Raw genomic sequence first — 20,958 nt, 5'->3', positions numbered from 1 at the left:
ATGCGTTATGTGAGTAAGAAAGAAGGAAGCAAAATGAAAATCGTGTTAGAGAATCAAGATAGCACTGTAATGTCTACGTTTACGCCGAGTGCGCGCAACGACGGCAGCTATCAAAGCGAAGCACAACTCGAAGAAGAGTTTATTAACATTTTGCAATCCCAAGGCTACGAGTATGCTCATATTCACAACGAGAAAGATCTTATAGCAAATCTTCGCGTGCAAATTGAAAAGCTCAACGACTATCATTTTTCAGATAGCGAATGGGAAAGATTTTTCAAAGAAAATATTGCAAACAGCACTGACGATATAGCTAATAAAACAGATACTATTCAGCGAGATAACGTTAAAATACTCAAAAAGGATGACGGCACAGATAAGAACATTACTATTATTGACAAAGAAAATATTCACAAGAATATTGTGCAAGTAATCAATCAATATGCTGTTAATGCAAACGATAGTGCAAGCGATAATGATGCAAATGGCCCTACTCGTAGCAATCGTTACGATGTGACGATTCTAGTAAACGGCTTGCCAATGGTTCATATTGAGCTAAAGCGCAGAGGTGTGCCTATTAGAGAAGCGTTCAATCAAATTAACCGTTATGCTCGTGACTCATTTTGGGCTGGAAGCGGACTATTTGGATATGTGCAAATTTTTGTAATCTCAAACGGCACTGAAACAAAGTATTACTCTAACTCAACGCGCAATAATGCGTACAACGAGCAGAAAAGTAAAGGATCTAGCAAAACAACAACAAGTAACAGTTTTGAATTTACAAACTATTGGTCCGATGCTCAAAACACTATAATCTCCGACTTATGCGATTTTGCAAGAACCTTCTTTGCAAAGCACGTAATTCTTAACATTCTTACAAAATATTGCGTTTTTAATGCAGAAAAATGCTTGATGGTTATGCGTCCATACCAGATTACTGCAGCAGAAAACATAGTGAATCGCGTAAAATACATGTTTGCTAATGCAAGCAAAATGCAGTCAGCAGAGCGTCAAAAGGGCGGCTATATTTGGCATACTACTGGCTCTGGTAAAACGCTAACTAGTTTCAAAACATCGCAGATAGTAAAAACTTTGAAAGATACAGAAGGCAACAATCTTGTTGACAAAGTTTTGTTTGTGGTAGATCGTAAAGACCTTGACTATCAAACAATGGGAGAATATGACGCGTTTGAAAAAGGATCCGCAAATAGTAACACTTCAACAGCTGTACTTACAAAACAGCTAGAAGATAATACGGAAGAATGCAGGCTTATTATAACCACTATTCAAAAGCTTAGTAGATTTATAAGTAACAACCCAAGTCATGAAATTTACAAAAAGCGCATAGTGTTTATTTTTGACGAATGCCACCGAAGCCAATTTGGAGGCATGCACGCAGATATTGTAAAACACTTTAAAAGTGCTCTGCTTTTTGGGTTTACTGGCACACCAATTTTTGAAGCGAACGCTGCAGGCTCCGACGCTGCGCATATTTCTACAACCGAGCAAACTTTTGGGCCTTGCTTGCACACGTACACGATCATTAACGCGATTAACGATAAAAACGTGTTGCCATTCCGCGTTGAATACGTTGCTACTGTAAAAACGTCGAGCGAGTTGGAAAAAGCAACCGACGAATTGGTTAAAGATATTAATCGACCAGATGTAATTAGGCACCCAGAGCGCGTGCATAATGTTGTTCAATACATTATTGAGCATTTTAGTCAAAAAACGTATCGCAACGAGAAAACTTACAAATACAAGCGCATTCTTAACGTCAAAGAACTTGCTGCAGATAAGCATAACACTGTAGAACCTAAAAAATCTTCTGAAGAAGTTGACATAAACGGCTTTAATTCAATCTTTGCTGTTGCAGACATTCCTCTTGCAAAAGCGTATTACAACGAGTTCAAAAAGCAGCAGCAAAATCTGCCTCCAAGCGAACGCTTAAAAGTAGCAACTATTTTCAGCTATGCAGTAAACGAGGGCGAGTCAGATTCTTCGGCGTACGTCAACGGAATGGGTTCTCTTGGAGAAGAAAATTCAGAAAGCACGGCAAATCTAGACGCAAATTCGCAAGAATTCTTGGAAAGCGCAATAAAAGACTATAACGAAATGTTTAATACTGCGTATGATGCGTCAAATAACAAATTCCAAAACTATTACAAAGACGTTTCAATTCGCATGAAAAATAAGGAAATTGACGTTTTGATTGTAGTCAACATGTTTCTAACTGGTTTTGATGCAACAACTTTGAACACGCTTTGGGTAGATAAAAATCTTCGTATGCATGGGCTTATTCAAGCGTTTTCGCGCACAAATCGAATCTTAAATTCCGTTAAAACATTCGGAAACATTGTGTGCTTTAGGGATTTGAGTTATAGAGTTGACGAAGCGGTAGCTCTTTTTGGAGATAAAGATGCGCAAGGTATTGTGCTTTGCCCTACGTTTGAGCAGATTTACAACGGTTATGTTGACGCTAAAGGAATTGAGCGTTGTGGATACAGCGATTTAGTAAATGAGCTTATGGAAAAGTATCCGCTGCAAGGATTCAACATTGTTGGAGAAGAGAATCAGAAAAAGTTTATATCGCTTTTTGGTAATATCCTGCGATTGCGTAATATGCTGAAAGCTTTCGATCAATTTGAAGGCAACGAAATAATCAAAGAGCGCGATATGCAAGATTACTTGGGGCATTACCAGGATTTGCATGAAGAGTGGAAGCGCAAAGAGCAAAAAGGCGAGATTGCAGACATTACGGATGACGTTGTGTTTGAGATGGAGCTTGTGCGCCAAGTAGAAGTAAATATTGACTACATTTTGATGTTAGTAGAACATTACCATAGCAAGCATTGTAAAGATAAAAATGTTCTTGCCTCTATTAGGGTGGCGGTTGACTCTAGCCCGCAGTTGCGTAGTAAAAAGAAGCTTATTGAAGGGTTTATTGCGCAGCTTAACGAGAATGAGCTTGGGAAGCTTGTGGATTCTGAAGGTAACATTACCGTTTACGATTCTAACGGCAACAAGTTGAGCATTGTTGATTGCTGGAGCGAGTATGTTGAGCAAAAGTATAATAATGACTTGGCGCAACTTGTGCAAAGCGAAGGATTAAACGATGCTTTGACTCGCAAGTTTATGGAGAAATCTTTTAGCTCTGGCGAAGTGAGTGAGCTTGGTACAGACATTAATGATTTAATGCCTAGAATGAGCAGATTTGGCTCTGCGGCTATTGCGCGCGCTGAAAAGAAAAATCGCATTGTAGACAGTATGAGAAACCTGTTTAATGAGTTTGTTGGGCTTATTGGCTTTAGTCAAAACGAAAGATAATTATCGTTATCAATATCATTTTTGTAATATTTGCGTGTTTTTTGCGTCTAACTATATCAATCTACTTGATATATCGATATCATGATGATTAGTGTCTGTTTGAGGGATAGTGCATATAAGGGGAATGCGCTATAGATGCGAAATTTTGATTAGTGAATTATTAGTTAATAATTAAAAGATTTTTGCGCACTAAGTAGGGGAGTGCGGAAGGAGATGCGATGAGCGCACCTACAAAACAACGTCGGATTTTATCTGGTGTTTTCGCGCTAACAATATTATTCACATGCGCGATGCTTTGCACTTGCTCATTATTTGCTACTTCTAATGCTTCTGCAACAGATGCTGACAAAGTATATTCAACTTGGACTTCTGTTTCCGATGCAATTAATGACGAATTACAGCAAGGCAAAAAAGAATACACAGACGGAAACAATTCTGGAGCTTCTACAAGGTTTCAAGCTGCTTATAATTCAGTTTATGTAGCTTCAAACTTTATAACAGTTGTTCGAGATACTATTGGTCAAGATAAAGTCCAATCGCATTTCAACCAATTCCAAGAGTTGCAAACGCTTGTATTTCAACAAAATCAAAGTACTAAAATCGATTCAGTTATAGACTCTCTCGAAACAGATATTCGTGAAACAGCTTCTAAACTTGATTCAAATCCTAAACTAGATAAGCCTGACGTTTATGCTCGTAAGTTAAGAGCACAAATTAAATCTGAACGCAAAAAACTTGACGCAGTGAAAAAGAAAAATCTTGGTCGAAATGGCAGGACGTGGAGTCAAGTAGCTCAAGAAATGAATGCGATTCTAGACAAATCGTTGCGAACTTACGAGTCTGCAAAAGGCAATAAAACTCAAGTTTCTAGCGCTGTAGATTTAATCAACAATGCTTATTATCAGTATTACGAGAAGCTTGGATTTGAAAAAAACGTGATGAACGCAATCAGCGGAAGCCGCGTTTCAACTGTAGAATACCAGTTCAAAGAGTGCCGTCAAACTATGAATAATGCTGGTACGATTGACCAAGCTAGGAAGTTTGTAAAAGATCTTAAAGCTATGCTTGTTGAAGACGCGGCAAAACTTGATGCTGGTGCATCTTCAAATGCGAATCCTTTGATGCAATTCATAACAAGTCCATTTGGTCAGGCTTTTGTGATTTTGCTTCGAGAAGGATTAGAAGCTTTGCTCGTAGTCGCAGCAATTATTGCGTACCTTATTAAATCTGGTCATAAGAAAATGGTTAAGTATATTTACTTAGGACTTGTGGCTGGAATTATAGCTTCACTAATTGTTGCTGCACTGTTTGGTCTTTTGTTCAACGGTTCCGGACCTCAACAAGAGATTACAGAAGGCGTTGTTGCACTGTTTGCAATGCTTATGCTTCTTTACACGAGTAACTGGATGATTTCTAGATCTTCAGTGCAAGCGTGGAATAAGTATATTAGCGAACAAACAGCATCAGCTGTATCAAAAGGAAGCTTGATCTCGCTTGCGTTACTCAGTTTCCTTGCAGTATTTCGCGAAGGCGCTGAAACTGTAATATTCTATCAAGCTATTTTTGCCGTATCGAACGGTGCTGACTCCACGATTTGGGGAGGATTTATTGCAGCTGCATTAGTGCTTGTAATAATATTCTTGCTAATTCGTTTCGCTTCAGTACGCATACCAATTCGACCATTCTTCACTGGAACTAGCGCGCTCATGTCCATCCTTGTAGTGATTTTTGCAGGCGGTGGCGTGCACGCGCTTATTGAAGGTGATGCGCTCGAAGGTATTTATATTCAAGGCTTGCCAACTAACGATTGGCTTGGGTTCTATCCATATGTTGAGACGATTGTTGCGCAAATCATAGCTGCAATCGTTGTAATTTCACTGCTTTGCGTATCTATTGCGCGAAGTCGTGGAAAACGTGCGATAGAAAGCAAATAAGCAAAATAGAAATAAACAAAATAAAAAATAATAAATAAAAAAACTAATTAATAACAAATTAATAAATAACAAATAATAACAATTAAATAAAATAACCAATCAATCAATAGAGAAGGTTAAATATGAAGAATAATAAAATGATGTCAATTGCTGCACTTGCTCTTGCTGGTCTGCTTGCGCTTGCTGGCTGCGGCTCTAACGGTAATTCTGCTAAAAATGATGCTAAGCCACAGGCTGCAGAGCAGAAAGCTGATGACAAAGGCGGCGATAAGGGCTTTGAAGAGGTTCCAGTTGGTCCTCACCAAGATCAGAACATTGGACCTCTTACTATTGGCGCTGTTTACTTCCAGCCAGTTGATATGCTCCCAGCGGGTATGGGCTTGAAAGCAAGCGAAGCAAGCTTCCACCTTGAAGCAGATATTCATGCTAACGAAAAAGGTACAAAGCTTGGTTATGGTAAGGGCGAGTTCATCCCAGATCTGACTGTAAACTATGAAATTGTTGATAAGGCAAGTGGCGAATCAGTTGTTAAGGGTACGTTTATGCAGATGAATGCTTCCGACGGCCCTCACTATGGCGCAAATGTTAAATTAGACAAAGCTGGTTCTTACAAGCTTGTTCTTTCAATCGAATCCCCAGAAAAGAAGGGTTGGATGCTTCACGTCGATCCTGCAACTGGTGTGACTGGTCGCTTCTGGACTGAGCCAATTAAGGCAACATTCGACGATTGGAAGTACACTCCTCGTCAGTGGTAGTCATAGCTAGTTAATAATTAGCAATTAATTAATAATTTTAGTAAATAACAAGTAATAGCAAAGGAGGGAGTTATGCTCAGACTGTTCGTAGCAGTATTACCTGGGCTACTCCCTCTTGCTTTACTTACTATGGGCTTAAGTTCTTCGTTAACTGTTGGCGAAGGGCGTGATAAGCCTATTTCTTCACATTGGAGATTATACGGTCTAATAACTGGCACTGTTATTGCATTGATTTTTGCATCTTTACGTGCAGCTGTTGTAATTAATCAACGTAATTTCATAAACATGCCAGTTTTATGTGTGACTGTACCAATCGATATTGCTGCGATTTTAGTAGTAATTTTCTCTCACAGAATCGTAAGCAATTGGCGAAAAAATCCGATTGCAATACACGTATGTAACGCAATAGGCGCGTGCTGCTTAGCTCTTACAGTTTTTTACGCATTGCCAGATGTTATTCTTCAACTTACGATTTTTGTAGATTCAAGTACGCCGCCTTTTACATCCGACATGCTTTTGCGTGCTCTGGGATTTGTGCTTGGGATAATTGCAGCCATTTGCTTAAGTCTTATGGCTCGTCTTTTGCGTAATACTGCAGATAAAAAATCTTTTACAGTTGCAGTTGTGTTAAGCATGATAATTTTGCTTATACAACACATAACGTCACTTTTGCAAATTATGCAAGGAAGCATACTGCTTTATATCGATGACTTTTCTTTCAGTATTCTCGTTTGGCTTATAAACAATGCTCCAATAATGATCATGGCACAGATGTGCGTATTTATGATTCCTGCAGTTGCATCTCTTGTAATAGGATTCAAAACGGCTGTAGTTGGAGAAAATGCTGCTGAAATTCGTGCCAAGCGTGCTTTTAAAAGAAAATCTCGCAAGTCTGCTCTTGCAGCGCTATTAGCGTCAATTACGATAATACTCACGTTAACTGTTGGCGTATCTGTTATGAATATCAAACCTACGCTTACACCACCTGAGCCATACGAATTGCATGATGGTATTGCAACTATTAATTACGTGCAAATTTCGGATGGGCATTTGCATCGTTTCCAATATAAAGCAAAAGATGGCACCGTAATGCGTTTCATAATTATTAAGAAAAATGGTGGAGCGTATGGAGTTGGCTTGGATGCTTGCGAAAATTGTGGAGACGCAGGATATTACGAAAAAGATGGGAAAATTATTTGCCGCAAATGCGATGTAGCTATTAATTTAGCGACTATTGGATTCAAAGGCGGATGTAATCCAATTCCATTCCCGTATAAAGCTGGTCATGGAAAGATAACTATTCATACAGCTGATTTAGATGCGCTTAGTTCGCATTTTAAGTAAGGGAGAGTTGCTATGTTTATGATTCGCATGGTTGCTAAATCCCTTTTAAAGCAGATAAAAAAGCGCGTTTTAATTGCGTTCGTTGTATGTTTGAGTGCATGCGTAAGTGTTGCAATGCTTAGCGTTGTTTATGATGTTGGAGACAAGATAAACGCTGAATTAAGTTCTTATGGTTCTAATATTGTAGTTCAGCCAAAATCTAACGCTGTTGTTAATGATTTGTACGCTTCTCGAGAACAGTCTATAGATTCTTATTCGCATAATTTGGCCGACGCTGAAAGTAAAGAGTCTACAGCTTTTTTGAAAGAATCAGACGCATCAAAAATAAAAATGATTTTTTGGGCGTTTAATATCACAAATTTTGCTCCAAAAATAACGGTTCACGCTAATTTAGAATCTAAAGATTCTGAGAACGCCAAGACTAAAGATTCTGGAAACTTAGTTGTTCCTATTGTTGGAACATGGTTTAATCGCAAGCTTGTATTAGCTTCTGGAGAAACTACAGTAGTTGGCGTACAAGGCATGAGATCTTGGTGGAAGATTAATTCAGGCCGATGGGCGAGAGATAAAAATTCTGAAGCCATGGTTGGAATAAAACTCGCGCAAAATCAGAATATACAATTAGGAAAATATATAAAGCTGAAGCGTGATAATCGATATGTTTCATTGCGGGTAGTTGGAATATATGATTCAGGTGATGATGACGATAACGCTTTGTATGCAGATTCTATAGAAGCGCAGAAGATTGCAAATAAGCCGAATATGGTTGATTCTATTGAAGTAAAAGCGCTTACAACTCCTGAAAATGATTTGGCTAGAAAAGCTGCAAAAAATCCAGCGGCGCTAAGTCAAGAAGAGTGGGAAACTTGGTATTGCACAGCTTACCCGAGTTCTATTACTTACCAAATTGAGGAGGTAATTCCGGGAGCTGTAGCAAAACAAGTTCGTCAAGTTGCGGCTCTTCAGGGTAACGTATTAAATAAGACTCGTGCTGTTATGGTTTTGATGACAGCTTTAAGTTTGATCGCTGCGGCTGTTGCTGTTGCAAATCTTATGGCTGCCACGATTTCTGAGCGATCAGGCGAATTAGCTTTGCTTAAAGCATTAGGTGCGAAAGATGGTGCAGTTGCGCGTTTAATGCTTATGGAAACAGCTGTTATCGCATTTGTTGGAGCTGTTGTTGGAATGCTATCTGGCTTCGGTGTGGCTCAAATCATTGGTTTTGCTGTGTTTAAATCTGCTATTTCGTTTAGACCTATGGTGTTTGTTCTCGTGTTTGTATTACTTGCGTTAACTGTTTTGGTTGCTGCTGGTTCGTCTATTCGTTCAATTCTTCGCGTACGTCCGGCGGAGGTGCTTCATGGCAGGTAAATTACATAAAATATTCCGCAAATCGTATATGACATCCAATAATACGATGTTTATTACGATGCTTTTAAGCGCTGTGTTTCGTCGCAAATCGCGTGCTGTAATGGCTGTTGTAGCAACGCTTGTTGGTGCTGCTACGCTATTTTGTTTGGCTGCAATTTGCCTTGTTGTTCCTCAGCAAATGAGTGATGAAATGCGCTCATATGGAGCGAATATTATCGTAACTCCTTTGGAGGGCGAGTGGAAAAACGGCATTGATCGCGCGATGGTTTTGCACACAAACGATATGGTTCTTGCAAAAGGTGCCATGCGTTCTGCTACGTATCGTTATGAAAACGTGCGTATTAACGCAGCTCCGTATGTGCTTGCTGGAATTGATGTTCGCTCAGTGAAGTCGCTTAATAAGCATTGGAATGTTGATGGATCTTGGCCGAGCTCTGGGAATGTGATGGTTGGACGAGATGTTGCTTCGGCTATGGGCTTGAAAATTGGTTCTCGCATTGCAATTGCCTATCGATCTTCGGATAATACTATTGGATCACATAAGCCTGCAGAGAAGTCTTCTGGTAAGTCTTCTGGTAAGTCTGCTGGCTCTTCTTCGCAAGATACTTCAGATAAGTCTGCTGGCGTAAGTTCTTCGCAAAGTTCATCTGCACAAAGTCCTTCTGAGAAATCTGCGCAAAATTCATCTCAAAGTCCTGCGCAAAATAAGCTTGTTGAAGGCAGAGTTTCAACGGATATTATGGATACGAGCGGCACAACTTTCCGCGTTTGTGGAATATTAGATACAGGCGGACCTGAAGATGCTATGCTTTATGCGCTTAATGGAGATGTGAATACTCTTACAGGAGTTAAGCGTGGAGCTGATGTAATCGCTTATTCTTCTTCTGCGCCTAGCGTTGATGCGGTTGTTAGAAGTATTAACGACATGACTTCCATGCGTGTGCGTGCTCAGCAGGTTACTAAAGTTACTGCTGCTGATAAAGGTATCGTAACTATGCTTCGCAGCCTGTTTTGTATAGTATCGCTTGTTGTTTTGGTGCTGATGATGGTTGGCGTGAGTACTACTATTTCTTCGATTGTGCAACAGCGACGAAATGAGATTGGCTTGCGTAAAGCTTTGGGTGCAAGTGCTAGAAGTATTGGTGTGGAGTTCACTGCAGAAGCTGGATTATACGGTTTAGTTGGTGGTATTGCTGGAACAGCAGTTGGATACGTGTTCGCGCGTTTGCTTGCAGCAATGGTATTCGCGCGAGATTTGGGCGTGAATTGGTGGCTAGTCGCGTTCTCTATTGTGTTTAGCGTGGCTGCGTCTTGTGTTGCTGCATTACCGCCTGTTTTGCGAGCTTCAAAGATTGATCCTGCGATTGTGCTTCGAGAAGAATAGTTGTTGAATGTGAGTTTATTAAGAAGTGTGAGTTTATTAAGATTTTTAGTGAAGATTTTAATTAAGGATTTAATATGACAGAGAATATAGAAAATAAGTTGGAAAATACTGATTCTAAGCCAAAAATGCTGTTGACTTTGGATCATATTTCCAAAATTTACGGCTCTCTTCGAGCTGTCGACGATTTGTCGATTACCGTTCCTCAAGGTCAGTGGCTTTCAATTGTTGGTTCTAGTGGATCTGGCAAGACTACTTTGATGAACATTATTGGCTGCATGGATTCGCCATCTAAAGGTTCTGTTGCTTTGCAAGGTCGCAAACTTGAGGATTTGAATGCTGGCCAACTTGCAGATGTTCGTAAAAATGTGATTGGTCTTGTATTTCAAAAGTTTTATCTTGTGCCGCATTTAACAGCAGTTGAAAATGTGATGGTTGCGCAATACTATCATTCTGTTGTTGATGAAGCTCAAGCGATGGATGCTTTGGAGCGAGTTGGATTGAAGGATCGCGCTCACCATTTGCCAAGTCAGCTTTCTGGTGGTGAGCAGCAGCGTGTATGCGTTGCTCGCGCGCTTATTAATTGCCCTAAATTGCTTCTCGCGGATGAGCCGACTGGCAATTTGGATGAAAAAAATGAGCAGATTGTGCTCGATTTGTTTAAGCAGCTGCACAATCAAGGAACTACGATTATTGTTGTAACTCACGATTCTCTGGTTGCTCAGTGCGCGGATCGTGAAATCATGCTTAACCACGGTGTGCTTGTTGGGGAGCGTTGGAATAATGAGGATGCGCGCAAGGAGTACGAGGCGATTGGTGGAAAACCTGCGTTTACGAGTGCTCACGTTGATGAGAGTGTTGCAGAGGCTTTGCAAGACCATGAGCCTACTAAGTCTCCTAAATTAGCGGATTTAGCTGATTAGTCGCGCAAGATTTTAAAATATATAAGATTTAAAGGCGATGATTTCATGATTTCGGATAATATCTTTCACGATGCTTCACAGCATGATTTGAAGTCTAAAAAAGTTGCAAAAACTGTTGCCGCGCTTGCTGTTATAGCTGCATCGTCTGCTATGTTGTCCGCTTGTGGAGAGCCAAAAGCTGTGCCAATGAACGATGAGTTCGCTGGCAATTCTGGTCAAAGCGCGGATGATGGCGGTAATCCTTCGGGGAAGTATGATGCTGGCGCTCAGCAATCTCAGTCTTCTGCGCAAAGTGAAGATTCTGGGGATTCTAAAAACCAGTCTAAAACCGATACTGGCAATTACAAAGATGGCGATTACAAAATCAAAGCCACGTATGGTCCTGTTGCAGAAGATAGTTTTGATGTGAATTTAAGCGTTGCAAGTGGTAATGTGAACGGTGTTGAAATTACGCCTCATCCGTTTACGCCGATTTCAAAAAAGCACATGAATGCTTTTGCTAGCGCTATCTCTGGAAAAATAGTTGGAAAACCGCTAAAAGATTTGCATATTTCGGTTGTTGCTGGAGCAAGTTGGACTAGCGATGCATTTAACAAGGCGCTTGACGTTGCTCGCCAAAAGGCTTCAATTCAATCCGCGCAATAAATGTACTCAGAAGTTAGTACTCAACGTAATGGTAAATTGTCAACAAGTTTGGCGAAAGGCTTGTTTTTGGCAAAGGTCTACTGTTTCACAAAAAATCTGTGGAACGTTTAGGTGGATCTTTAAGCGCGCAAAAAGATGATGACACTTGGCTGGTCAATGTTGTTATTCCGCTAAACTAGCATCACTCAAACTCTCGATTTATCGTGGCAGTTTTTGCTAATTTTGCGATTTTTGCCACGATAACGCACAGATTATTTATTCTAGTTTTCTAAAAAATCTGCTTATTTTTAATAAAATCTGCAATGTTTACGTGCTTAATGCCGTTACGTTTTTGTATAAGCGAATCCATGGTCATAACATATTTTTCATAATTATCATGAATAGCTTCTAAAGCCCTATACTCGCGATCTTCTGTTTCCCGACTCAACAAAATCGTATAAGCTACTTGCACGTAAGCATAATCCATATCTGCATTGCGCAGAATGAAATCGCACTCCAACTTTCCAATACGTCCAACGCTTACAGAGTATCCAAAGCTTTTAGCATATAAGTACACAATATTTTCCAAAGTAGGACCATAGTTTATGCGATTATCCGTATTTAGAGCGTAATAAAAACTTAAATCTGCTAAGTAATACTTCTTTTCTCCAGAAAGAGCACGCTTTGATTTCATATCGAAACGTGGGCATTCATAAATGATTTTCGCATCTGAAAGAACACGAATATACCTTGCTAAAGTAGTACGACTTATAGCTAATCCATTCTTCTTTAAAGATTCACACAAGCTATTGATACTAGTCGTAGCGCCAAAATTGTTAATAATATAGTTACGTACCGCTTCAAACGCTTGCGTATCTTTAATTTTTACTCGAGTTTTAATATCTTTATCAAAAATTTCTTTAATAACATTACTTACATACGTTCGTTTGTCGCCCATATTATCTATGGAAACAGTACGAGGGAAACCACCTTCGAGAATATAATTATTAAGCTCTTTACTAATGTCGGAATCTACTGGTTGATCATAGAATTTTTTGAAATCTTCATACTCGTCAAAACTTAGCGGAAACATCTCAAATTCAAGATATCTTCCAGTTAATTTTGTTGCTAATTCGCCACTTAACAAGTAAGAATTAGATCCCGTTATAAAAATAGAATATTCGCCTTCTTCTCGAAATCCGTTTACTACTTCTTCAAATCCTTTAACATTTTGTATTTCATCTAGAAACACGTATTTTAAGCCGCTAGTATTAGTAAGTTTTTCTATAAGAGCGTCAAGCTGATCGGCTGTTTTTACATTTCTGTATTCGCGCTTATCAAGATTTATATAAATAATATTAGATTCTGGAACTGGATTATTTCGTTCTTTAAGCTCATCGATAATCGTGCGCATAAGACTTGATTTACCACATCTGCGAATGCCAGTAATCACTTTTATAAGATCGCTATCATCGTAAAACGCGCGAATTTTGCTAAGATACTTTTCGCGGCGATACAGTTTTTCTTGATTCACGGTCATAGCAAAATCCTTTTACAAGAGCCAAACGCCTTTTTCGTATTGGCGTATGAGTTATATTATATCGCAAAAACCAAGTTATCGTGGCAGTTTTTGCTAAATTTGCATTTTCTGCCACGATAACGTGTGATTGTGTTGAGTATATTGCAAAATAATATAATTTAGATTATTATAATTACGATTATAATAATCGCGATTATATTAAATAGAGCGTATATTCGTCAGCAATAAGATGCGCTGAAAAATATGCAATTATTGGCGTATCGGCAGGTGGAATATGGTTTTTGTTGGCAGACAAGACGAGCTACAAGTACTGGAAAAACTGTATGAAAACAGCAAACACTCGTTCCAGATGGCAATAGTTTATGGTCGAAGACGAATAGGAAAAACTTCGCTTATTTCACAATTTTGTAAAAATAAGCGCGCAATACTTTTTACTGCTCGCGAACAAACTAATATCGAGAATTTGCGTGATTTCTCGCGAACTGTGTACGATTTCTTCAATCTACCGTCAACTACAGGATCGTTTAATAATTGGAACGACGCTCTCGATTTTATTGCACGACAATCTAGTAGCGCAAATCAAAGCGCTTCTCAATCCCCACTTATTCTAGTTTTTGACGAATTTCCTTACGCAGCTCAAGCAGATAAATCCCTAGCGTCAACATTCCAAGTTGCAATAGATCATAAATTTAAGAACGCGAACATGACTCTTATTTTGTGCGGCAGCAACGAAGGATTCATGGAAAGTGAAGTTCTTGGTAAAAAGAGTCCGCTTTACGGAAGACGTACCGCACAGATTCGCTTGCAACCATTTGATTTTTTTGAAGCATCTGAACTTATGCCAAATAATGCTACTTGGGAAGATAAAATCAACTATTTTGCATCCCTTGGAGGAACGCCATACTATATTGAACAGTTAGATAATAAGTCTTCGCTTGCTGAAAATCTTGAGCAGCTATGCTTTAATATTTCGGGAATTTTGTACGCTGAACCAGACATGCTTATGCGCCAAGAATTGCGCGATCCTTCAACATACAATAGTGTGCTCAATGCTCTTGCAACTGGATGCAATACTCCAACTTTAATATCGGATCGTATTGGATTGCCGGCTACATCAGTGAACGTGTATTTGAAAACATTAGAAGGCCTCGGATTAATTGAAAGAAATATTCCATTCGGCATGAATCCACTTCATTGCAAAAAAGGATTATGGCAGATTTGTGACCCATTTTTTGCGTATTGGTATAGGTTTGTAGCGCCTAATAAAGGATTGATTGAACGCGGACTTTCACACGCTGCCGCAAGTAGTGTTCTTGGTGGCGAACATGAAGTATTTAGTACTTTTGTAGGTCAACAGTTTGAGAAAATGTGCGAACAGTGGATTGTGCGCCAATGCAAAATTGGCAGAATGGACTTTTTGCCAACTAAGTTAGGTAAATGGTGGGGTGCGGATCCTATTGCTCGTGAACAAACTGATATCGATATTGTTGCAGAAGACGATATTAACAAGCAGCTTCTTATTGCAGAATGTAAGTGGCGTAATAATCTTAACGAAGCTGAAGCAGTGAGCAAGTTGTTGCAGCGAGCAACTTTAGTTGAGAATGCAAAAAATCGCGATTATAAGAAAATATTTATGTTGTTTACAAAGTATCCAACTTCTTATAATCCTCGTCATGCTAAAACAAGCATCAACTTTGTTGACGCGCAAACAATGTTTTTTAATTGATTACGAGACAATAGTTACGAGACTATATTGCGTAGCAATAATCACAAGTTATCGTGGCAGAAATTGCAAAATTGTATCCTGCAGGATAAAATATTTTTATGGAGATACTTAAAACAGATGAGTATCGCAATTGGATGAAAAAATGGTAAATATAAGTAAATGGGATGCGAGTGAGTATCTTGAGGACAATGATGATGTTATTGCGTATCTCAATGCCGCAGCAGAACTTAACGATCCTCGCTTGTTGCAAGCTGCCATAGGTGATATTGCAAAAGCTCGAGGAATGAAAGAGATTGCTCAAAAAGCTGAGGTCGGAAGGGAAAGCCTTTACAAAAGCCTAAGACGAGACGGCAATCCTAGTTTTCAGACTATTGCGAAGGTTGTTCAAGCGTTAGGCGGACGCATTGCAATAGAACCTGCAAATGCGTGATATACCCATTTATCGTGGCAAAAATTGCAAAAATCGCAAAAACTGCCACGATAACTCGGTTAAAAATATGGCGTTACAATTCTTTGTTGCTTTTACACTACAAAAAAGATAAAATGTTAGTATGAAAGCAACAGAAGTGAGGCTATTGTGTCAAACAAAGAGATACTCCTTAACTATTTAGATAATAATCATGGAATAATTACATACAAGGATTGTAAAACATTAGATATTCCAACTATATATTTAACTCGTTTGAAAAACGAAGGTGTTCTTAATCGAATTGAAAGGGGGATTTTCCTCTCTTCCAATGGTGATTATGACGAATATTACTTCTTTCAATATCGTTATCCACAGGCCGTATTCTCTTATGTTTCAGCTCTTTATCTTCAAGGTTTTACAGATGAAATTCCACAACATCTTGAAGTAAGCGTTCCTAGAGGATATCGTTTTAATAATCCACCCTCAAATTTAGCTATTCATTGGGTTTCAAGATTGTATAGCAAGTTAGGCGTCACTACAACGGCTACCCCAATGGGGAATGAAGTACGTGTCTATGATTTTGAACGTATTATTTGTGATTTTATAATAAACAGAAACAGCATTGATTCTGAACTCTTTGTTAAAACTCTTCAAGCTTACAGTAAGCATAATGGGAAAGATCTTATAAAACTTCATGAGTATGCAACAAAAATGAATATATCCAATAAAGTTAAGCAAACACTGGAAGTGCTATTGTGAATAAGATAAAATTAACAGTGGCAAAATTATTCGAAAAAATATAGTTATACAAAAGAAATAACATTTTCAAGCGTACTTGATGAAATTATAAACTTATTGAACGTTCTTAACGCTAAGCAAGATGACTAAATTTTGTACCCATTGGCGACAAGACGACAATTTTGGCGACATAAAAATGTCGTTTTGCATCATATTTCTCATGCTCATTCTTGACAAACTCATACAACAACTTTAATATTTTTAATAAAAGTTTAATTTAATTAAAGTTTTATAGGTTGACGAAAGGGGTGATATGGATCATATTCCAAAATGGATGGCTAATCTCACAGACGAAGATATGTCGTTTATAAAGAACTTTGTATTATCGTCTGGATCGTTAAAAGAAATGTCGCAAATGTATCAAGTCTCTTATCCAACGATGAGAATCAGGCTTAACAAGCTCATTGAAAAACTGCGCATAAGCGATAATGAACCAGAAGACCCGTTCGTTCTTTTAGTAAAGAGTCTTGCTATTGACGATAAATACGATGTTGACACAGCTCGAACACTCATAAACGAATATAGAAAAAGAAAGGATGAATCATGAGCTATGCATTATTTGGTCCAATAATTGACATTCTTATTGCACTTGTTATATGTGCTTTAGTGTTCTTTATTGCAAGAAGTCTTATTCGATATGCGCATTCTCTTAAGAAAGACGATAAGTCATCTAAGCAGTCTGCAGAAGATAAAAGAATTGCGTTACAGGACTTATAAAACACAAAATACCAAGTTATCGTGGCAAAAATTGCAAAATTAGCAAAAACTGCCACGATAACTTCATAAGCACGCCTCTATTTAAAAATAGTTCCAAAACGGAAATATTCTTAAATATTGATTGCTGAGAACATACAAACTGCTAATAGTAAAAGTTTTTAAAAAGTTTTCTAAAAGCACTATCGTTAAAAATAGGTACACCTATTTGTATAGATAAAATCTGCACGTTAGTATGTTGGTAATTTACAAAACGAGAATCACGAGGAGGTGCTTATTATGACTAATCCTTTGCGCGGTATACGAGAAGAAGATATCGTCAAGTACTTTAAAGAGCACAATCTTTCAGTTGATAAAACGTATGTATTTACCATGAAATACGACCCTTGGTGGAAAGATTTAATCAAACTATTTTTGTTACCTAAATTATTCTATGTAGCACAAAGCGTTGATGCGCGTATTGTTGCTGCCACTGATAATGAGTTTATTGTTGTTAATCCGAATGTCATTTTAGGCTCGGGTAATCTAGCTAAATTAGACGATAAGCATCTTCGTCGTATTGCGTGGAATCAACTCACTAATTTTGAAGTTATAAATAAGCCAACAACTCAAATAATTCGCTTTACTGTCAATAGTAAAACCGAAGAATGGAGTGTGCCAACGGAAAGTGCTAGCGTATGGCACTTTAATGTGTACAATCTTGATAATTTGAGAAAAACAGTACAATCGCACATCTCTTGATAATCGGATTCTAAAACAAGATACCATATATTGTATGAACACTACTTACGCAATTGTTGATAATGACACGCTTGTATTGCGATATATGCAACTTCTTCTAAAAAGTCGTTTGCCTGAAAACTTTGTTTGTGCATGGATGTGTTCTTCTGCAAAACAAGCTATTCATCGTTGCGTTACAGAAAATACTCCTGACGTACTTTTAGTAGATATGTCAATGAGAGAAATGAGTGGTGTTGATGTAATTAAAGCAATTCGCGAACGCAATAGCAATATTGTTTTAATTGGCATTACTTCCTACATGCTAGATGAATACGTATTGCAAGTTGCTAAGTCGGGTGGTCAAGCGTTAATACATAAAGACAATTTATCAGACGTAGTTGCAGCTATCCAATCGCGCGCAACAAGCTACGGGTGTCCAGAATTGCCACAATATATTGACTATTTTCACACTCCGCAAGAATCATTTAATATGATTTCTCAACTTCCGAAGACTTCAGTTTTGTCTCCTCAAGAATCGGAAATTATGCGCTTGTGCAAACAGGGATCTTCTACGAAAGAGATTGCAGATCAGCTTAATGTGAAAGTTTCAACAGTCAACACGCATTTACGGCGTATTTATGGAAAACTTCAAGTTAAAAGTCGCATGCAGGCGCTCGCTGCGCTCGCAAAATACTCGCATGACATATAACGTGTAAGAAATTAACGTGTAAAAGTAGGTAGTTATGAAATTATTAACGCGTATGATCAATTTTTTGCCGCATGATGCTTGGCAGAAAATTGGAATTTGTGCAATCATAAGTTGTACTTTGATTCTTGAAATTTGTTCCTATAATAATCTTCATTACTACTCTAATTGGCATGCAATTACAGTTGAAATAGTATGGATTGTAATCTGCTTATGCATTGCAATATGGCCACGTAAAGCATCTTTTATTGTGCTCATTTGGATGCCGTTGGTAATTGTTGCACCCAATATCAACTATTCATCTATGATGCTTACCATATTGATTTGTTTGGCAATTGCTGTAATTACTCAACCTTGGTACACAGTGCTTTCTTCTTGCGGAGTTTCTTCATGGTTCTTTATTATATGCGATTTTCAAAACGCTTATGTGTTAGCGTGGTGGCTTCTTATCACTCTTATTTCTAGCGCAATCGTAAAATACTATATTTCTACTATTCACCAACAGCAGGAACAGTTATTTGCACAGCGTTACAACGTTTTTCAAAAATATGCCACTATTGCCGCAATTCGCATGCACGATGAAGTAACTAATGAGCTTTCCAACATTATGATGATGGCTCAACAATCTATTGAACCTCAAACAACTCATGAGCAAGAACACGAAAATTCGCGAGAGATTCTTCAACGTGCTACTACAACTCTTCATAGAGCACGTAATATCATTTCTCTTCTTGACAATGCTACAACTATAAGCACTGGCGATGTTATGCAATCGACTACATGTTATAAAGATTTTTGTACAGGCTTACGCGTTTTATTTGACTGTGAACAAAAGTCGTTTGAAAAGCTTGGCTATATTGGTTCCATTGACTTTAGTAGTGATTTAGCTGCTGAAGATTCTCGGTCAATCCATTTGCCTTTTGAAGAATGTGCTCAAATTGAGTATATTTGCCGAGAACTGCTTGCGAACGTAAAAAAGCATGCTGCAAAGCCTAAAGAATACGCTATGAATGTAATGCTTAATGACCATGAATGTCATATTACGTGTATAAATAGTGCACAACGAGGTATTCTTGCTAACTTGCAATTAGGATATGGACTGCGTTTTCATAAGATACTTGCGGAACGCGTTGGCGGAACTTTTAAAGTTATTGAAGATGGCGATTCGTGGATTATTAATGTACACGTTCCACTTCATGTAGAGAAATAGTCATTGTGCAAGAATAAATTATTGTGCTTTCTTGCGCTTTAATCGAGTATTTGGACGCTTTTTAATCGAGTATTTGGACATATTTCAACCGAGTATTTGGACGCGTCTGCTGCATGGCAGATACAAGTAGGCGGTTAATTTGCAATGCAGAATGCTGTTTCGTTGCTATGCTATACACGTTATCGTGGCAGAAATTGCAAATCTAGCAAAAACTGCCACGATAACGCCATAAGTACGCGGATATTTAAAAATAGTTCCAAAATGGAAATATTCTTAAATAATTAAATAAAAAAAGAGGTTGCTTATGAAAAGTACATAAGCAACCTGACTGATTAACTAATTAACGAAGCAATGAAACAACTAAGTGACTAGAAATCCCAATCATCGTCGTCGGTTTCAACAGACTTGCCCATAATGTAGCTGGAACCAGAGCCAGAGAAGAAGTCGTGATTTTCGTCGGCTGCAGGAGAAAGAGCTGCGAGAATTTCTGGGCTTACGTGTGTTTCTTCTTCGCTGTACTTAGCAGGGTAGCCAAGGTTCATCAAAGCTTTGTTAGCGTTGTAACGCACGAAATCAAAAACGTCATCGTGGAAGTCAAATCCTTCGTAAATCTGACCAGAATACTCAACTTCCAAATCGTACAAAGTATCAAGCAAGTTCATAGTGAACTTTTCAAGATTCTTCTTATCGTTCTCGCTTCTAAGCTCCAATCCGCGCTGGAACTTGTAGCCCGAGTAATAGCCGTGAATAGCTTTATCGCGCAAAATCAAGCGAATCATATCTGCAGTATTCATCATCTTACCGCGAGAAGCAAAGTAAAGCGGAAGATAGAAGCCCGCGTAAAGAAGCAACGAAGAAAGCATGGTCGCCGCAATCTTGCGCTTAAGCGGATCTTCGCTCTCGTACTCGCAAAGCACTGTGGTAACGCGCTGCTGCAAAACGTCGTTTCCAACAGCCCAACGATAAGCTTCGTCAATCTCTTCGCTAGAGCAAAGAGTGGAGAAAATAGAGGAGTAGGAGCGAGCGTGAATCGACTGCATAAAAGCAATATTCGTGTAAATAGCCTGCTCGTGCTCAGTGCGAGCGTGCTCAATCTGGCAAAGCTCACCAATAGTTGCCTGGCTGGTATCAAGCAAAGTCAAGCCTGTAAAAACGCGAGTAGTAGTCTTGCGCTCAAGGTCGGTGAGGGAACGCCAAGAAGGAATATCGTTGCTCAGCGGAACCTTTTCTGGAAGCCAGAAGTTAGCAATAAGACGATTCCAAACGTCCAAATCCTTGTCGTCAACAATATTATTCCAATTAACTGGGCGCACGCGCGAACCGTGATGGTAGCGGTACTGAGCTGGGGTGATAGAAGCTGCCATCATAGCGTCGTCTGCGATTACGCGATTCGTGCCGAAAGGCTTATCGAGACTGCTTCTAAGCTCGGTTGGGCTGAGTTCTGTCATAATTACTCCTGATTCTGTGTTTACGTTTTAT

General features: G+C 38.8%; 18 protein-coding genes and 1 pseudogene. 17 read left to right on the top strand and 2 right to left on the bottom strand.

Annotation, left to right across the window (positions count from 1 at the left end; genetic code table 11):
• The first annotated feature begins 33 nt into the window (after positions 1-33).
• From HXT51_RS03865 to HXT51_RS03825, 9 genes and pseudogenes are all read left to right on the top strand, one after another.
• Positions 34-3,324, top strand: coding sequence for a type I restriction endonuclease subunit R (locus HXT51_RS03865; RefSeq protein WP_421776817.1), 3,291 nt, complete (start codon positions 34-36; stop codon positions 3,322-3,324).
• Positions 3,325-3,542: 218 nt separating this feature from the next.
• Positions 3,543-5,258 (top strand): FTR1 family iron permease, encoded by a 1,716-nt coding sequence (locus HXT51_RS03860; protein WP_421776226.1) that lies wholly within the window; start codon positions 3,543-3,545, stop codon positions 5,256-5,258.
• Between the two features lie 122 nt (positions 5,259-5,380).
• Positions 5,381-6,013 (top strand): iron transporter, encoded by a 633-nt coding sequence (locus HXT51_RS03855; RefSeq protein WP_421776225.1) that lies wholly within the window; start codon positions 5,381-5,383, stop codon positions 6,011-6,013.
• 72 nt (positions 6,014-6,085) lie between these two features.
• Positions 6,086-7,357 carry a DUF2318 domain-containing protein gene (locus HXT51_RS03850; protein WP_103084491.1) on the top strand — a complete coding sequence of 424 codons (1,272 nt, stop codon included), beginning with the start codon at positions 6,086-6,088 and terminating at the stop codon, positions 7,355-7,357.
• A gap of 12 nt (positions 7,358-7,369) precedes the next feature.
• Entirely contained in the window at positions 7,370-8,728 is a 1,359-nt protein-coding gene (locus HXT51_RS03845) for an ABC transporter permease (RefSeq protein ID WP_421776224.1), read from the top strand.
• Positions 8,718-10,112 (top strand): ABC transporter permease, encoded by a 1,395-nt coding sequence (locus HXT51_RS03840; RefSeq protein ID WP_421776223.1) that lies wholly within the window; start codon positions 8,718-8,720, stop codon positions 10,110-10,112. Before HXT51_RS03845 ends, HXT51_RS03840 begins: the two co-directional genes overlap by 11 nt.
• A 74-nt stretch (positions 10,113-10,186) precedes the next feature.
• Positions 10,187-11,032, top strand: a complete 846-nt coding sequence (locus HXT51_RS03835; protein WP_421776222.1) for an ABC transporter ATP-binding protein — start codon at positions 10,187-10,189, stop codon at positions 11,030-11,032.
• A gap of 45 nt (positions 11,033-11,077) precedes the next feature.
• A complete protein-coding gene (locus HXT51_RS03830) occupies positions 11,078-11,677 on the top strand; it encodes an FMN-binding protein (RefSeq protein WP_421776221.1) in 600 nt (199 codons plus the stop codon).
• Positions 11,678-11,715: 38 nt separating this feature from the next.
• Positions 11,716-11,856 (top strand): annotated as a pseudogene (locus HXT51_RS03825) (histidine kinase); the annotation flags it as partial.
• Between the two features lie 89 nt (positions 11,857-11,945).
• On the opposite strand, the gene HXT51_RS03820 reads toward HXT51_RS03825, so the two are convergent.
• A complete protein-coding gene (locus HXT51_RS03820; RefSeq protein WP_103084494.1) occupies positions 11,946-13,196 on the bottom strand; it encodes an ATP-binding protein in 1,251 nt (416 codons plus the stop codon).
• Positions 13,197-13,470: 274 nt separating this feature from the next.
• Between HXT51_RS03820 and HXT51_RS03815 the strand changes: the two genes are divergently transcribed.
• From HXT51_RS03815 to HXT51_RS03780, 8 genes are all read left to right on the top strand, one after another.
• A complete protein-coding gene (locus tag HXT51_RS03815) occupies positions 13,471-14,922 on the top strand; it encodes an ATP-binding protein (protein WP_415705567.1) in 1,452 nt (483 codons plus the stop codon).
• A 142-nt stretch (positions 14,923-15,064) separates the two neighbouring features.
• Positions 15,065-15,352 (top strand): addiction module antidote protein, encoded by a 288-nt coding sequence (locus HXT51_RS03810; RefSeq protein ID WP_103084496.1) that lies wholly within the window; start codon positions 15,065-15,067, stop codon positions 15,350-15,352.
• A gap of 147 nt (positions 15,353-15,499) precedes the next feature.
• Positions 15,500-16,090: a type IV toxin-antitoxin system AbiEi family antitoxin domain-containing protein gene (locus tag HXT51_RS03805; RefSeq protein ID WP_415692331.1), complete on the top strand. Its 591-nt coding sequence runs from the start codon at positions 15,500-15,502 to the stop codon at positions 16,088-16,090.
• A 292-nt stretch (positions 16,091-16,382) separates the two neighbouring features.
• Complete coding sequence (locus HXT51_RS03800; RefSeq protein WP_020759138.1) at positions 16,383-16,676, top strand: DUF2089 family protein; 294 nt, start codon at positions 16,383-16,385, stop codon at positions 16,674-16,676.
• Positions 16,673-16,846: a hypothetical protein gene (locus HXT51_RS03795; RefSeq protein ID WP_004129684.1), complete on the top strand. Its 174-nt coding sequence runs from the start codon at positions 16,673-16,675 to the stop codon at positions 16,844-16,846. Before HXT51_RS03800 ends, HXT51_RS03795 begins: the two co-directional genes overlap by 4 nt.
• A 276-nt stretch (positions 16,847-17,122) precedes the next feature.
• On the top strand, positions 17,123-17,584 hold the full coding sequence (locus tag HXT51_RS03790; protein ID WP_103084498.1) for a hypothetical protein: 462 nt from the start codon (positions 17,123-17,125) through the stop codon (positions 17,582-17,584).
• A gap of 34 nt (positions 17,585-17,618) precedes the next feature.
• Entirely contained in the window at positions 17,619-18,272 is a 654-nt protein-coding gene (locus HXT51_RS03785) for a response regulator transcription factor (RefSeq protein ID WP_410312083.1), read from the top strand.
• Positions 18,273-18,306: 34 nt separating this feature from the next.
• Complete coding sequence (locus HXT51_RS03780; RefSeq protein ID WP_421776220.1) at positions 18,307-19,479, top strand: exodeoxyribonuclease V; 1,173 nt, start codon at positions 18,307-18,309, stop codon at positions 19,477-19,479.
• Positions 19,480-19,847: 368 nt separating this feature from the next.
• Here the strand turns inward: HXT51_RS03780 and nrdF are convergent, their stop codons facing one another.
• The gene (nrdF, locus tag HXT51_RS03775; protein ID WP_016635885.1) at positions 19,848-20,927 is read right to left on the bottom strand and encodes a class 1b ribonucleoside-diphosphate reductase subunit beta; all 1,080 of its coding nucleotides are present in this window, start codon (positions 20,925-20,927) and stop codon (positions 19,848-19,850) included.
• Positions 20,928-20,958 lie beyond the last annotated feature (31 nt).

It is taken from the genome of Gardnerella sp. KA00255 (assembly GCF_049244095.1).
GTDB lineage: Bacteria > Actinomycetota > Actinomycetes > Actinomycetales > Bifidobacteriaceae > Bifidobacterium > Bifidobacterium vaginale_F.
Note: the sequence above shows the minus strand (reverse complement) of the source record. Positions and strands in the feature narration are given on the sequence as shown.

What these genes read in the sequence shown, in the direction of transcription:
- HXT51_RS03850 (WP_103084491.1), top strand. Translation starts at nt 6,086, where the DNA reads ATGCTCAGACTGTTCGTAGCAGTATTACCTGGGCTACTCCCTCTTGCT.
- HXT51_RS03865 (WP_421776817.1), top strand. Translation starts at nt 34, where the DNA reads ATGAAAATCGTGTTAGAGAATCAAGATAGCACTGTAATGTCTACGTTT.
- HXT51_RS03845 (WP_421776224.1), top strand. Translation starts at nt 7,370, where the DNA reads ATGTTTATGATTCGCATGGTTGCTAAATCCCTTTTAAAGCAGATAAAA.
- HXT51_RS03815 (WP_415705567.1), top strand. Translation starts at nt 13,471, where the DNA reads ATGGTTTTTGTTGGCAGACAAGACGAGCTACAAGTACTGGAAAAACTG.
- HXT51_RS03795 (WP_004129684.1), top strand. Translation starts at nt 16,673, where the DNA reads ATGAGCTATGCATTATTTGGTCCAATAATTGACATTCTTATTGCACTT.
- HXT51_RS03860 (WP_421776226.1), top strand. Translation starts at nt 3,543, where the DNA reads ATGAGCGCACCTACAAAACAACGTCGGATTTTATCTGGTGTTTTCGCG.
- HXT51_RS03800 (WP_020759138.1), top strand. Translation starts at nt 16,383, where the DNA reads ATGGATCATATTCCAAAATGGATGGCTAATCTCACAGACGAAGATATG.
- HXT51_RS03780 (WP_421776220.1), top strand. Translation starts at nt 18,307, where the DNA reads ATGAAATTATTAACGCGTATGATCAATTTTTTGCCGCATGATGCTTGG.
- HXT51_RS03790 (WP_103084498.1), top strand. Translation starts at nt 17,123, where the DNA reads ATGACTAATCCTTTGCGCGGTATACGAGAAGAAGATATCGTCAAGTAC.
- HXT51_RS03820 (WP_103084494.1), bottom strand. Translation starts at nt 13,196, where the DNA reads ATGACCGTGAATCAAGAAAAACTGTATCGCCGCGAAAAGTATCTTAGC.
- nrdF (WP_016635885.1), bottom strand. Translation starts at nt 20,927, where the DNA reads ATGACAGAACTCAGCCCAACCGAGCTTAGAAGCAGTCTCGATAAGCCT.
- HXT51_RS03830 (WP_421776221.1), top strand. Translation starts at nt 11,078, where the DNA reads ATGATTTCGGATAATATCTTTCACGATGCTTCACAGCATGATTTGAAG.
- HXT51_RS03785 (WP_410312083.1), top strand. Translation starts at nt 17,619, where the DNA reads ATGAACACTACTTACGCAATTGTTGATAATGACACGCTTGTATTGCGA.
- HXT51_RS03835 (WP_421776222.1), top strand. Translation starts at nt 10,187, where the DNA reads ATGACAGAGAATATAGAAAATAAGTTGGAAAATACTGATTCTAAGCCA.
- HXT51_RS03840 (WP_421776223.1), top strand. Translation starts at nt 8,718, where the DNA reads ATGGCAGGTAAATTACATAAAATATTCCGCAAATCGTATATGACATCC.
- HXT51_RS03855 (WP_421776225.1), top strand. Translation starts at nt 5,381, where the DNA reads ATGAAGAATAATAAAATGATGTCAATTGCTGCACTTGCTCTTGCTGGT.
- HXT51_RS03810 (WP_103084496.1), top strand. Translation starts at nt 15,065, where the DNA reads ATGGTAAATATAAGTAAATGGGATGCGAGTGAGTATCTTGAGGACAAT.